At 53.3% G+C, this 13,889-nt stretch carries 10 protein-coding genes; 7 read left to right on the top strand and 3 right to left on the bottom strand.

The window, feature by feature from the left end:
- The first annotated feature begins 37 nt into the window (after window positions 1-37).
- The 7 genes from A3L08_RS05405 (at window position 38) to A3L08_RS05375 (ending at window position 11,162) form a co-directional block, all read left to right on the top strand.
- A complete protein-coding gene (locus tag A3L08_RS05405) occupies window positions 38-4,324 on the top strand; it encodes a S8 family peptidase (RefSeq protein ID WP_088854044.1) in 4,287 nt (1,428 codons plus the stop codon).
- Window positions 4,325-4,409: 85 nt separating this feature from the next.
- Complete coding sequence (locus A3L08_RS05400; protein WP_088854043.1) at window positions 4,410-4,709, top strand: DUF424 domain-containing protein; 300 nt, start codon at window positions 4,410-4,412, stop codon at window positions 4,707-4,709.
- A 42-nt stretch (window positions 4,710-4,751) separates the two neighbouring features.
- Complete coding sequence (locus tag A3L08_RS05395) at window positions 4,752-5,918, top strand: 60S ribosomal export protein NMD3 (protein WP_088854042.1); 1,167 nt, start codon at window positions 4,752-4,754, stop codon at window positions 5,916-5,918.
- Between the two features lie 94 nt (window positions 5,919-6,012).
- Window positions 6,013-7,341, top strand: a complete 1,329-nt coding sequence (gene cdr, locus A3L08_RS05390) for a CoA-disulfide reductase (RefSeq protein WP_088854041.1) — start codon at window positions 6,013-6,015, stop codon at window positions 7,339-7,341.
- A 285-nt stretch (window positions 7,342-7,626) separates the two neighbouring features.
- Entirely contained in the window at window positions 7,627-9,069 is a 1,443-nt protein-coding gene (locus A3L08_RS05385) for a potassium channel family protein (RefSeq protein WP_088854040.1), read from the top strand.
- A gap of 4 nt (window positions 9,070-9,073) precedes the next feature.
- Window positions 9,074-10,210 carry an ATP-NAD kinase family protein gene (locus A3L08_RS05380; protein ID WP_088854039.1) on the top strand — a complete coding sequence of 379 codons (1,137 nt, stop codon included), beginning with the start codon at window positions 9,074-9,076 and terminating at the stop codon, window positions 10,208-10,210.
- 52 nt (window positions 10,211-10,262) lie between these two features.
- The gene (locus tag A3L08_RS05375; protein ID WP_088854038.1) at window positions 10,263-11,162 is read left to right on the top strand and encodes a hypothetical protein; all 900 of its coding nucleotides are present in this window, start codon (window positions 10,263-10,265) and stop codon (window positions 11,160-11,162) included.
- On the opposite strand, the gene A3L08_RS05370 is transcribed toward A3L08_RS05375, so the two are convergent.
- The 3 genes from A3L08_RS05370 to hypE form a co-directional block, all read right to left on the bottom strand.
- Complete coding sequence (locus tag A3L08_RS05370; RefSeq protein ID WP_088854037.1) at window positions 11,159-12,358, bottom strand: cysteine desulfurase; 1,200 nt, start codon at window positions 12,356-12,358, stop codon at window positions 11,159-11,161. The genes A3L08_RS05375 and A3L08_RS05370 overlap by 4 nt on opposite strands.
- A complete protein-coding gene (locus A3L08_RS05365; RefSeq protein WP_088854036.1) occupies window positions 12,355-12,648 on the bottom strand; it encodes a hypothetical protein in 294 nt (97 codons plus the stop codon). The genes A3L08_RS05370 and A3L08_RS05365 overlap by 4 nt, the downstream gene beginning before the upstream one ends.
- Before the next feature lie 182 nt (window positions 12,649-12,830).
- Window positions 12,831-13,847: a hydrogenase expression/formation protein HypE gene (gene hypE, locus A3L08_RS05360; RefSeq protein ID WP_088854035.1), complete on the bottom strand. Its 1,017-nt coding sequence runs from the start codon at window positions 13,845-13,847 to the stop codon at window positions 12,831-12,833.
- Window positions 13,848-13,889 lie beyond the last annotated feature (42 nt).

Genomic DNA, 13,889 nt, shown 5'->3' with positions numbered 1-13,889 from the left:
TAGATTAAGGGCGAATACTACAACTGGAGGTGGCAAGATGAATAGGAAGGCGTTAAGCCTTTTAATCGTGGCAGTAATGGTCCTTTCAATAGTGCCAGTGATGCTTCCTGAAATATCGGTGTCTGCTGCTTCAGCCGATAATCTCAAAGACACCCCGACTTCAGTGGCTAGTTCAACTACTAATACTAACTTTGTTAAAGGGGAGGCGCTCCAAAAAGAGATCCAGAGAATCTTGCAGACTAGCGACCGGACTGTAAGGCTGATAGTAGCCCCAGACAGGGAGCACGCAATGGAAGTTTATAACGCCCTCAAGGATCTTGGAAGGATAGACCCAATAAGCAGGCCTGAGTACCAGTTCATCGTCATTGAGATGCCTGTGAGCAACGTTGAGAAACTTGCAGATATACCAGGCATTCTACACGTCTGGAAAGATAGGATGGTAAAACTCCAGGAACCAGTCTCCCCGGAGGAGAATGTTTTGGCGGAGTCCCCCGCAAAGGAGTCTCCTAAGTTGCCCGACATGTTCATGAGCGTCTTTACAATAAACGCGTACAACGTCTGGGACAACTATGGAATTTACGGGGATAACGTTATCGTCGCAATCCTCGACACTGGTATCGACGTTGCTCATCCATTCCTTCAGACGACCCTCGATGGAAGGCCAAAGATTATTCACATTAAGGACATGAGCGACGAGGGAATGGTAGAGATTTATCACACCACCACAACGGTTTCGGGCGGTGTCATATCAGTAAACAAGGACGTTACTGTTTACTGGGGCGCCTATGCGAATTATTACGGCCACGATCCCATAACTACCTATCACATGGGCGACTATGTAGTGGGCTCAATATCTGGGGACGTGTACTATCTTGGACTGCTCCCTGAGAGGTATTTTGACCTAAATAACTTCAGTGGAGTTCCCAACGATCCCTATGGCTTCGGGCTCTTTGGAGATCTCAGTGACGTATATCCGGTCCTTATAGTCAACCAAAGTGGAAACCTCTTTGCCTATATTGACTTCAACCTCAATAACGACTTCACCGATGAGGAGCCCATGGGCATCTACGACCTCACGAGGGACTACGTTGTTGTTAGCACCACGAATGTTACAGTTGCTTTCGAGGGCTTCTACGGCAATGTGGCTTACTTCATGTGGGACGCCCATGGTCACGGAACCCACGTAAGCGGTACCGTTGCGGGCGTTGGTCTGCCCAGCGACCCGGTGTTCTATGGTGTCTACGGAGTTGCCCCCAACGCCCAGCTCATGGAGTACAAGGTCCTCCCAGGAGAACAGGGATTCGGAAGGACTAGCTGGATAATCAACGGAATGATCGAGGCCACGCTCGATGGAGCGGACGTAATTAGTATGTCCCTCGGTGGAGGCGGGGAGATAAACGACGGCCTTGAGACTCCAGAGATATTCTATGTTAACCTGCTCAGTGACTACTATGGCGTGGTGTTCGCGATAGCGGCGGGCAACGAAGGGCCAACAACCAACAGCGTCCACGCTCCGGGTGACAGTGACCTAGCAATCACAGTTGGCAACTACTGGGAGAGCGAGCGCTGGGAGCTTCTCTACGGCCTGCCGGGAGTTGCCAACGGCCCGGCTATGGGCTCCAGCAGGGGACCGAGGGACGATGGTCTCCTCGATCCAGATGTTATGGCGCCTGGAACAGACATATTCTCCAGCCTGCCGATGTGGTACACGGTTCTCTATGAAGACCCCTATAGGTACTATGGCTTCTGGAGCGGCACCTCAATGGCCACCCCACACGTCAGCGGTGCCGTTGCCCTGATGATAAGCTACGCCAAGGCAAGGGGCATACCCTACGACCCGATCATGATAAAGCGGGCCCTTGAGCTAAGCGCCAAGCCAACGAACCAAACTTTGGTTGACCAAGGCTTTGGTTTGATTCAGGTGGACAAGGCCATAGCCAAGCTTGAGGAGCTCAGTCAGGAGCCGAGCATATACATATTCGCTGGCACGACCTTTACAAGCTTCAAGAACCCCATCGAGGTTCCGCTCATACCAATATCCCAGGCTTATGTCGACTTCAACGGCTACTTCCAGAGCGTCTTCGGATTCCCGTACCTCTACAGGGGAGTCTACATAAGGGACGAGTTCCCCGGAAGCGTCCCAATATACTTCTCACCACTTGAATATTGGCAGGGATGGGGACTCGGGTACGTCTTTGAGAACAAGATGTACACGATAAGCACAAACGTTGACTGGATCATCCCGAACACAACGGAGGTAACCATACACGGTGCAGACGCTAGGTACATAGAGGACCTCATGGGGCAGTTCTCCATCAGCATAGACTACTCCAGGCTCCAGAAGAGTGGAACGTACGTAGGTCTCGTTTACATAGACGATCCTGACACCAGCTACATCGACGGTTACGTCCCGGTTATTGTAGACATTCCGCTCAACAGGAATGGAGAACTCAGTGCCACGATCTCTGACACGGCCAATCCAGGTGAGACCAAACACTACTTCTTCAACGTACCCCGTGGGACCAAGGAACTCCGTATTACCCTCAGAATACCCACTGATAGTGAGGGCACTCCAATGGGAAGAGTCAAGCTCGTCATTGCTAGGCCGCTCGGTGAGGTTGTTTACGACGGCGTTCCGGGTTACCTCTACGCCGGTCCAGGTGGGCCACTTGAGTACACATGGATCGTCGAGAACCCCGTTGAAGGAAATTGGGAAATAACAGCCTATGTAAGTGTTAGCTCGTACGCCAGCACCGGATACGAAAAGGCACATTACGAAATTGAAGTCATGACCAGTGATGTGGAGATGAATCCAGAGTTGATAGTAAAGGACATAGCAGAACCAGGAACTATTAACGTCCAAGCTCAGGTTATCAATAACTACGAAACCTTTAATGCTGAGCCTGTGGGGTATGGAATGGGAAGGCTCGATATCGCTGAAGGCACGATGAGTCAGGTAGGCCAAGATGAAGTGGATATAGTTGGATATGCAGGTGTAGACCCGACAACATACTTCCTGAAGATGGGGATAACAGACCCAGAAGATCCAGCTGCTGACTTGGATCTCTACGTTGCATATTACACAACATACGAACAGATGGTTAATGATCTGCAAGATGGGTACATTAACGATTATACTACCTTATATACTGACCAAATAGGGCCAACTAGTGAGGAAGTTCTTGAACTATTCATGCCCGACCCAGGGTACTATCTTGTATACGTCTACGGATACGACACAGCTGGTCACGACAAGATAACCTACACGTTCTACTACCAAATCCTCGGGGACAGCGGTGATATAAGTATTCAGAGCGAACCTTTCGAATTCATGAAAGGCGCCAAAGAAACTCTTGAAGCGTCAGTCTCGATATCTGACGAAGGCACTTACTTGGGAATTATTGGCCTTAGAAACTCCGACACTGGGGAGATTTTAAGTTACGCCCCGATCATAATTCAGGCAGGAAAACCAAGCATGACAATGGTCTTTTCAACAAATGCCACTATTGGCAAGGGATCTGTAATAAAAATAAAGTTCATTGACCCCGTAACAGATGAACCCATAAAAGGAGAGACAAAAGTGGTAGTAAATGGGGTCCCATATTACACAGACGATGGTACTCTGACAGTTTACTATGTGCCTAAGCATCTAGAGGAGACATTCACGATAAACGCAATTAATTCCCAGTACCAGGACATTGAGACACAAATAGCAGTAAAAGCTAAGGAGCCGTTTGATAGTACCATTGAATACACTACTAGGATAACTCCAAAAGTCATTTCCGGATTCGGTCAAGTTGCCTCCTACGAAACCTATGGAAATCGCCTCAGGATAACTGTTGATGGCCCCAGTGGATACGAGGGATACGTGCTTGTGCCACTACCATACAGCAGCGGTTACGCTAAAGTTGAGGGAGAGGGGGTAGTTGACTATTACTACGAAGTTGGCAGTATGGCAACGTATCTAATCGTTAAAGTCAAGTATGGCTCACCAGTTACGTTTACAGTGGACTTTGTGCCAGTTAAGCCAGCGGTGAGCGGCATTAACTACTTCTACTACAGCAGGTATCTCAGACTCAACCAGACTTTCACGGAGCTTTACCAGAAGGCGGTAGAGCTCGGTGTTGACAACGAGACACTTCAGATGGCACTTAACTACCAGCAAGCTGCAGAGGCATGGTACAAGGAGGGCCTTGAATACATGAACCCAATGGCGACTTCGAGTGGAGTACTGGCCATGATCCGCTTCAGGAGAGCATATGTCAGTATACAAGATGCCATCAGAATCCTCGAAAAGGCCGTCGAGGAGCTCCAGGCTTCATGAGCTCCAGCTTTTCCCTTTTCTTTCAGTTTTCCTTCTTGCTCAAGGTTTTTAAAGGTCTGGACGTTTCCCCCCTCTGGTGACGAGAATGATATACGTTAAAATCTACCGAGTTCAGGGTGAAGTCCTTCTGGCGGCATGCGACGAGGAACTGCTTGGAAAGACTTTCCGCGAGGGCGAGCTGAAGCTTGAGGTCAAGGAGCGCTTCTACAAAGGTGAACTCGTGGAGGAGGATGCACTGGAAAACCTCCTTGAGGAAGCTACCATAGCCAACCTCACCGGGGAGCGTTGCGTCTCTAAGGCGATCGAACTCGGCTACGTCGATGAGGAAAGAGTGCTTTACATAGATGGGGTCCCCCACGCCCAGATGGCCAGGCTGTTTCTCTGAAGGTTTTTAAACTTCCCCTCAATTCTTCTCCCGGTGAGAGAGATGGGAGAGAGGTTCTGTTACCGGTGTGGAATAAGCGAGAGCGAGGGAGGTCCGCTCATCGAGGGGCTCTGTCAGGTGTGCTACCGCAAGGAGAACCCCGTACTGCTCATCGAGGGCGAGGTAAACACCGAGCTCTGCCAGAACTGCGGGAGCTACAAGAAGAGGGGAGTTTGGGTTGATCCTCAGAGCTACGAGCTCGATGAGCTGATATTCGAGGTCGCCGACAACGCGCTCATGGAAGCCCTAGAAGACTCCCTGAGCGATAAAACCAGGGAGTACGAGGTCGTTTCGATGGAGGAGCTCGACGAGGTGGATGACCTCCCCCTGGGAAGGGCCGTCATTGCCTTCCAGCCCGTTGACTGGCACATCGAGTACTTCCCCGCGATAATAACCTACGAGGTTCGCGTTAAGGCAAGAACCCACGAACTCCAGAGGGAGCTTCACGACGAGAGGACGCACGTTACCGTCTACGTCCGCCAGACCGTCTGCCCCCGCTGTTCGAGGTTCCTGGGAGGATACTTTGAAGCCATTCTCCAGGTCCGCGCCGACGGAAGACCTCTGACCCACGAAGAGCGGAAGGTCATCGGTAAGCTCGTGGAGGAAAAGGTCGATGAAATAATGCAGAAGGACAGGATGGGCTTCATTCAGGACACCATAGAGAAGGAAGAGGGTCTGGACTTCTACATGGGCTCCACCTCCAGCGCGAGAAAGCTCGCCCAGGCCATAAAGGAGCGCTTTGGGGGGACAATAAGCGAGGCATACGAGCTGGTCGGCGTCGACAGGCAGACGAGCAGAGAAACGTACAGGACGAGCGTGAGCATCAGGATACCGAAGTTCCGGAGGGGCGACATAGTGGCCGATAAGCGCGGCAACGTCTACGAGGTCGAGAAGGTGGACGGAAGGGGCCTCTCGCTGAGGAACCTGGCCACCGAGGAGAGTGAGCACTTGACATGGAAGACCGTCAAAAGGGAGGAACTCGATACGGTTGAGCACGAGAAGAGCGAGGCCATGGTGACCAGCATTACCCCTAACGAGGTTCAGCTCATGGACATGAGAACCTACGAGACCTACGAGCTTGAGAGGCCCAAGATGAACCTCAAAGAGGGGGAGATCTACAACATGGTCGAGGTTAAGGGGAGGAGATACTTCCTGTCAAAGAAGGAGTGAGTTTTCCTTTACCCTTGCACGACCATATCAATACCCGTTTCTGCCCATCAATCTTTTTAACCAAAGGTTTAGAACACCCCCCGGTGGTGCGATCATGGAGAGAAAAACGGTTGTTATCATAGGCGGTGGAGCAGCGGGAATGAGCACTGCATCGCGTGTCAAGAGGCTCAGGCCCGAGTGGGACGTCAAGGTCTTTGAAGCTACCGAATGGGTAAGCCACGCCCCCTGCGGCGTTCCCTACGTCGTCGAGGGGCTTTCACCGAAGGAGAAGCTGATGCACTACCCGCCCGAGGTCTTCATCAAGAAGCGCGGCATTGACCTCCACATGAAAGCAGAAGTCATTGAAGTCGAGCAGGGGAAAGTCCGAGTGAGAGAGCCCGACGGGGAGCACACCTACGAGTGGGATTACCTCGTCTTCGCCAACGGTGCCTCTCCAAGGGTTCCGGCGATAGAGGGCATAGACCTTCCGGGGATTTTCACCGCCGACCTGCCCCCTGATGCGGTCGCAATAACCGAATACATGGAGAAGCACGACGTCAAGGACGTGGTCGTCATCGGAACCGGCTACATCGCCCTTGAGATGGCCGAGGCCTTCGTCGCGAGGGGTAAAAACGTGACCCTCATCGGCAGGAGCGAGCGCGTTCTCAGGAAGACCTTCGACAAGGAGATCACCGACATAGTGGAGGAGACGCTTAAGGCTAACCTCAACCTCCGCCTAGGGGAGCTCACCATGCGCTTTGAGGGCGACGGAAGGGTCGAAAAGGTCATCACCGACGCCGGAGAGTACAAGGCGGATCTCGTCATAGTTGCCACTGGGATAAAGCCGAACACCGAACTGGCCAGAGAATTGGGCGTCAGGATAGGCGAGACCGGCGCGATATGGACGAACGAGAAGATGCAGACGAGCGTCGAGAACGTTTACGCGGCCGGAGATGTTGCGGAGACGAGGCACCTCATCACGGGCAGGCGTGTGTGGATACCCCTCGCCCCGGCAGGAAACAAGATGGGTTACGTGGCCGGAAGCAACATAGCCGGGAAGGAGATACACTTCCCCGGAGTGCTTGGAACGAGCGTCACCAAGTTCCTCGACCTTGAGATAGGCAAGACGGGTCTCACCGAGGTCGAAGCAATAAAGGAGGGCTATGACGTCAGGACGGCGTTCATCAAGGCCAAGACGAAGCCCCACTACTACCCAGGAGCCAGGGAAATATGGTTGAAGGGAGTTGTTGACAACGAGACCAACAGGCTCCTCGGTGTCCAGGCCGTCGGTGCCGAGATACTGCCAAGGATAGACACCGCCGCGGCGATGCTCACCGCTGGATTCACTACGAAGGATGTCTTCTTCACCGACCTTGCCTACGCGCCGCCCTTCGCCCCGGTCTGGGATCCGCTGATAGTCCTTGCCAGGGTTCTGAAGTTCTGAACTCTTTTTCCCCCCATTTCCCCAGCAGTACCTGGCTCCCTCAGAGGAGCAGCAGGCTGGAGGCCAAAGGCTCCACCAAAACCGGCTCCGCAGATAAGAACCCCTCTCAAGGCGCTTCCAGTTATGTATCCCGTCGAGCCCACCACGTTATAGGTTTTCGTGGCACTCCCCCTTCTCTTTCTCCCCGGCCGCTTGACTGTCGGGGCCGGAGGTTCAGCATGCACGCCCTTCCGAGCAGGGAAAACCTTAACAACTAGTCTATGATGAATTTAACGTGGGAGACCTATGTGCGAATACGTTTATGAAAACGGCCAGAAGTGCAGGCTGAAACCGGTTGAGGGCTCGAAGTATTGCCCCCTCCATATCCCGTACGATGAGGCTGAGCGGCTGTTAGGTGAGAGTGCTGGGAAAGTTAAGGGAGAGGCCTTCCAAAGGCGCCTGAAATCGGGATACACCTACTTTGAGGGCGTCTACCTCTATGACGTTAAAATCAGCGAACTCAAGACAGAGAAGCCTGTAGTCTTCAAGAACTCCACGATCAGGACGATACTCTTCGACTCCGTTGATGTCCCCGGGGTAACATTCTACAACTCTCGGGTGGGGAGGATAATCCTGTTCGGGAGCAGGGTTGGAACTTTTCTCCTCCAGGGCTCCCACGTCTTCGGATTGAACATCCTCAGGGCGAGTTTTTCCAACTCAATTTACATAAGGGATTCCAGCGTCCGCTACGTCATGATAAACTCGACGGAATACGTGGGCACCGGTGAGAAGGGCGAAGAAGAGTATGGGGAGAAGAAGGCGTTGGGGAGGATAGAACTGAGTAACCTTAGCGACGTGAGGAGGATTGGAATCAACGTTCGCTACCCCTTGCTGAAGCGTATCCTGGAAGAACATGGCATAAATCCCGTCTCCTCATCGGAGAGGAGCGTCAAGGTCACAGATTTAGTTCTCAGAGACATCGAGTTCGATCAAGCCACGAGATTCAAGAGGCAGATTCGGCTGAGCGTGAGGCGTCTCCACGGCGGCCTGGTCCTCGAAAACCTCAACATCTTTGGCCATGCGGAGGTTACCGGCAGCTGGCTTCGGAACCCTGAGTTCATCCACACGAGGGTCATGGGTAACCTGATATTCCGGAGGACGGCCTTCCATGGCGACTTTGCATGGAATTCGACAGTTCTTCCCAACATCCCGGTTGAACTGAGCGTCGAGGGCTTTGTCGATGTGGAAAACTGCAGGTTCAGCAGCCCGCGGGCGGCGGAGGTGTTCTACCGCCTCGCCAGGATCAGCTGGGAGAGGAACGGGGACTTTGAGAGGGCCGACAATTACTACTACCTTGAGATGGTGGCCAAGAGGAATTCACGGCTGGGGGGCAGGAGAAAGGGCGTTAAAAGAATCTTCATAAAGCTGGAGGCCGTCTTCGAGTGGCTGTTTGCTGACCTGACCTGTAAGTACGGAACCGACTGGAAGAGGCCGATACTCATATGGCTTGTGGCCGTCAACGTCTTCTTTCCCATCCTCTACATCCTCACAGCGAGCGTTGAAGGCCTTTCAAGCACAATGGGAATCATGGACTACGAGTACTTCAGCATCGTAACCGCCACCACACTCGGCTACGGTGACTACCACCCAATAGGTGTGGGGAGGGCTATAGCGTCGGTCGAGGCGCTCTTCGGAATGTTCATGTGGGCGGTCTTCCTGACAGTGTTTGCGAGGAAGTACATGAGGTGAAAACATGCGCGTTGGACTCATAGTCAACCCAATAGCCGGAATGGGAGGAAAAGTTGCCCTCAAAGGCACCGATGGGGTTGTGGGAGAGGCCATAAAACGTGGAGCCAGGCCCATAGCCGCTGACCTCGTGAGACTGTTTCTTAGTGAATTGACACACTACGAAGAGGCCCGAAAAATTGAGTTTCTAACCGGTCCGGGGCCGCTCGGGGAAGATGTTCTTAGGGAGTTCGATTTTCCCTACGAGGTTATCCGGCATAGGGAGATAGGCTATCACCTTGTTGAAGGGATCAGAATTCCGGACACCACTTCAGAGGACACAAAGGAACTCTCGAAGAGCATGCTGGGAAAAGTCGGGTTGCTCATCTTCGCAGGCGGCGACGGAACTGCTAGGGACGTCGTTGAAGCCGTCGATGAGAAAGCCCCCATCCTGGGAATACCCACCGGCGTCAAGATGTACTCAGGAGTCTTTGCCGCATCGCCGGAGGACGCGGCGAGGGTTTTAGTGGAGTTCATCAGGGGAAAGGCAAGGCTTGAGGAGAGAGAGGTCAGGGACATAGACGAAGAAGCCTACAGGCACGACGAGGTTAAGGCCAGAACCTACGGGAAGGCCCTCGTTCCGGTCGTTGAGACCCTCGTTCAGGGGAGCAAGGAGGGAGTTCCCCTCGATGAGGAGGACGAGCTTGAAGCCATAGCTGAAGCCCTTGCGGAGGAGATACTCGAGAACGACGGGATTTACTTCCTCGGCTCCGGCTCAACGATAAAGAGAATAAAGGACGCGCTTGGAATAGACGGAACGCTGCTCGGCGTCGATGTCGTTGAGGTTCAGGGTGGAAGGGCTAGACTCCTCGTAAAGGACGCGACCGAGAAAGACCTCCTCAGGTTTGTTGATCGGAACCCGAAAATCGTTGTCACGGTCATCGGGGGCCTCAACTTCCTCTTCGGCAGGGGCAACCAGCAGTTCTCTGCGGAAGTTCTGAGGCACATTCCCAAGGAGAACATAATAGTCGTCGCCACGCCCTCAAAAGTCCGGAATGGCTTTATCAGGGTCTACACGGGCGACAGAGAAGTGGACGAAAAGCTTAGGGGGTACATAAAGGTCAGGGTGAGCCCCTGGATGGAGAGAATGGTGAAGGTTGTCTGAACGGAACCCGTTTATACCCCCTCCCCATATTTTTAGCTTAGCGGTGATACTTGTGAGATATAGCAGCATAGCCGTCAGACTTTTTGAAAGGGAAGGCGAGGTCGTCTTCTACGACCCAGCCTATCACGGCAGGACGCTGAAGGTCTTCGGTATGGACGAGTGGCCAGACAAGGCATTGGAACATTTAGCCGGAAAATACATGGAGAAAGACTACTCCAGGGTCATCTTCGACACGAAGGGAAGTTTCAGTGAAGAAGGCTTTGATACAGTTCTCAGAATTCAGGACACGAAGCCCAGCGGTCTGGATCCCATAAAGCTCGCAGCTGAAGGCCACTTTGACTTCTACACAGCCGCCACGATAATTCAGACGATTTACGGCCTTGACAGGACGCTAACGGAGATGCTCTATTCGGATATACTGGCAGGGAAGGTTGGGAGTGTTCCGGAGGCGTTAAAGGCCGGGCAAAAATACTCGGAGGTAATCGCGGAGAGCTACACTGCCTTAGACCAGCTCCTCTACTCAGGTGAAGTGCCGGAACTCGGCCAGAACATCCTCGTGGACTTTGGAGATGCCCACAGCATAACCCTCGTTGGAAACGCTTTCCTCATCTTGTCAGCAGCCGTCGAGAAGAGGAGAAGGGTGATGGTAGGCCTCAACGATGCGGCCGTTTTGGCCTATACCACCGCGGGAGGCGCGGGACTTCCCATCCTAGCAAAGCCGGCCCTCAAAAGGGTAACCGTGGTCACCAGCGAGTACGCCCTGGATTCCCTGCTGAACATGTCCGGCCCGGTTCTGCTCCTTTATCACGACCCAGATGTGCAGAGCTTGATCTACGAAGCAAGTGGAGTTCCGCCAGGCCCGATGAGGAAGCACGTCCACAAGGGGCAGGGAGCCTTCATCTACCGCACGCCTGAAACAATAGACGTGGAATGGGGCGAGATGCCCCTCTAACCTCTCAAACTTTTTACCAGCTCCTCCATCACTCCCAGGAAAGTCTCGACCTCTTCAACGCTGTTGTAGACGTGGAAGGAAGCCCTGACCGTGCCGTTTATCCCGAGTTTCTTCATAACCGGCAGGGCGCAGTGGTGGCCGCTCCTCACCATTATGTTTCTCCCGTCGAGTATCGCCGCCACGTCGTGGGGGTGAAGCGGTGGAACGTTGAAGCTCACAACTCCGGCGTGCTTCTTCAGGTTCCTCGGCCCGTACCACGGGACTTCCAGCTCGTCCAGGCCTTCAGTGATGCGCTTCACGAGTTTGTGCTCCTGCCTCTCGATCTTATCGAGCCCTATCCTCTGGATGTAGCGTATTCCTGCTGCGAGGCCTATCGCCCCGCCGATGTTCGGCGTTCCCGCCTCGAAGCGCTCAGGTGGCTCTGTCAGTTTGTAACCGTCGAAATCAACGTCTTCAATTGTCCCGCCTCCGATGAGCGGTGGCTCAAAGACGTCAAAGAACTCCCGGTTGATGTAGAGCACCCCTATTCCCGTTGGACCCATCGGCCCCTTATGGCCTGAAAACGCTAAAAAGTCCGCGTTCAGTTTCCTCACATCAACTTCCATGTGGCCGGCGCTCTGGGCGGCGTCAACGACAAATATCGCTCCCTCCTCCTTAGCGAGCTTTCCAAGCTCTTCAACCTCGTGGATGACGCCAAGAGCGTTGGAGACGTGCTGAACTGCCACTAACTTCGCGCCCCTTATCTTTTTCTCGGCGTCGCTTAAATCGAGGTTGCCCTCGTCGTCCCCTTCAATGAACTCCAGCTTCAGGCCCTTTTTCTTCGCCAGCCTCTGCCAGGGGAGCAAATCCGAGTGGTGCTCGTAGGGGGTCGTCACTATCTTGTCCCCCGGCTTGAAGAGGTGCTCCAGTCCCAGTGCTACAAGGTTGAGGCTCTCGCTCGTGTTCTTGGTAAAAACCACCTCTTCAAACTCTGCGTTGATGAAGTCGGCCACGACCTTCCTGCTCTCCTCGTACTTGTGCGTCGCCATCTGGGAAAGGCGATGAACCCCGCGGTGGACGTTGGCGCGGTACCTTAGGTAATACTCGTCCATGGCCTCGATAACGGGCTTCGGAGTTAGCGAAGTGGCCGTGTTGTCGAAGTAGATGACCTCGCTGGTAAGCGGAATATCCTTCCTAACGTCGTCCGGAATCTTCATGATACCACCTCCAGAATCCCAGCGCAGTCATACACAACGGTCGCCATCTCCCTGCCCCTGTTAGCGTCGTCGAGAAGCTTGATTATTATCTTTCCGCTGGGATAAACGCTAACCTCAAAACCTTCCATCTCAACGATTAGCATCATGTCCGGGATGAGCTTCTTGACGGTGTAGCCCTTCTCCTTGAGACACTGGGCGGTTTTCGCCAGGTCTATCTTTATCGGCCTCTCCCAGGAGTAGCCACTTATGACGATGCCCTTCATCGTGACACAGGGCTTCGAGATAATCATCCATAATCACCGTTATTATCTTCGCGGGGGCGTTTATACGGCTTTTTTGAACCCATGGTTAAAAACGTCAGTTTGAGGTTCGCGGATTTGCAAAGCTTTTATAGTCTTTTCTCTCCCTAAAAGGAAGGGGTTGTTTAAAAGTCGCTACCCCTTCATTTCTTCGCTAAAAGAAAAGGGAAAAGTCAGCATATCCTCGGAACCGGGTCCCCCTCAGGGGGTTCCATAAACCTCTTCCCACCGATTCCCGTTTCAAGAATAACCTTCCCGCGGTACTGGTCTATTACCTCACCGATTATCGCCGCGTTCTTGCCCTTTTCGGTTTTTCTCATTGCTTCAAGGGCCTCCTCGGCGTATTCTTTAGCCACAACCATCACGACCTTGCCCTCGTTAGCAACGTCGTAGGGGCTTATGCCAAGCATCTCGCTCGCGGCCCTAACTTCGGGCCTTATTGGAATATCCGCTTCCCTTACGAGGATTCCCACGTTGCTCTTACGAGCGATCTCGTTGAGCGCGTTGCTCAAACCAGCCCTCGTCGGGTCCTTCATCGCGTGGATGTTCTCCCAGCCTATTGCATCCCCCACCGCTTTAACGACGTCCCATATCGGCGCGACATCGCTCTTCAGCTCGGTCTCAAAGGCTATCCCCTCGCGGTGGCTCATCAGCGCTATCCCGTGGTCTCCTATCGTCCCGCTGACCAAAACAGCGTCTCCAACTTTGGCCCCGGCATCGCTTATCGGCCTCTCGGCAATACCTATTCCTGCGGTGATTACGAACATCTCTATCGGGTCTTCAACGACCTTGGTGTCGCCCGTGACTATCGGGACTGGCACTTCTCTGGCCGTCTCATCCATCGAGCGGAGAACCCTCTCAAGGACGTCCATATCAAGGCCCTCGCCGATTATCATGGAATTCGCCAAAGCGAGCGGCTGGGCTCCCATAACAGCCAGGTCGTTCACCGTACCGCTGACTGCCAACCTGCCGATGTCTCCGCCGGGGAAGAAGAGCGGTTTAACGGTGTGACCGTCTATTGTGAAGACTACGTGCTTATCGCCAAAGGGTATCGTCGCCCCATCGTCGAGGGCGTCGAGTCCTATTCCACCGGCGCTCTTGAGGGTCAGCGTTTTGAGTATCACGTCCCTCAAAAGCTCCTCCATTATCTCTCCGCCGGCTCCGTGTTCGAGCTTTATCTTTTCTCCCATTTTCAACTCCCCCGTTTAAGGTTATACACCTTTGAATTTAAC

Origin of the sequence: Thermococcus pacificus (assembly GCF_002214485.1) — an archaeon.
Classification (GTDB): Archaea; Methanobacteriota_B; Thermococci; order Thermococcales; family Thermococcaceae; genus Thermococcus; species Thermococcus pacificus.
The sequence above is the reverse complement of the archived record's forward strand: the minus strand, read 5'-3'. Positions and strand labels throughout refer to the sequence as shown.

What these genes read in the sequence shown, in the direction of transcription:
- A3L08_RS05370 (WP_088854037.1), bottom strand. Translation starts at nt 12,358, where the DNA reads ATGAAGATTCCGGACGACGTTAGGAAGGATATTCCGCTTACCAGCGAG.
- cdr (WP_088854041.1), top strand. Translation starts at nt 6,013, where the DNA reads ATGGAGAGAAAAACGGTTGTTATCATAGGCGGTGGAGCAGCGGGAATG.
- A3L08_RS05365 (WP_088854036.1), bottom strand. Translation starts at nt 12,648, where the DNA reads ATGATTATCTCGAAGCCCTGTGTCACGATGAAGGGCATCGTCATAAGT.
- hypE (WP_088854035.1), bottom strand. Translation starts at nt 13,847, where the DNA reads ATGGGAGAAAAGATAAAGCTCGAACACGGAGCCGGCGGAGAGATAATG.
- A3L08_RS05405 (WP_088854044.1), top strand. Translation starts at nt 38, where the DNA reads ATGAATAGGAAGGCGTTAAGCCTTTTAATCGTGGCAGTAATGGTCCTT.
- A3L08_RS05395 (WP_088854042.1), top strand. Translation starts at nt 4,752, where the DNA reads ATGGGAGAGAGGTTCTGTTACCGGTGTGGAATAAGCGAGAGCGAGGGA.
- A3L08_RS05400 (WP_088854043.1), top strand. Translation starts at nt 4,410, where the DNA reads ATGATATACGTTAAAATCTACCGAGTTCAGGGTGAAGTCCTTCTGGCG.
- A3L08_RS05385 (WP_088854040.1), top strand. Translation starts at nt 7,627, where the DNA reads ATGTGCGAATACGTTTATGAAAACGGCCAGAAGTGCAGGCTGAAACCG.
- A3L08_RS05380 (WP_088854039.1), top strand. Translation starts at nt 9,074, where the DNA reads ATGCGCGTTGGACTCATAGTCAACCCAATAGCCGGAATGGGAGGAAAA.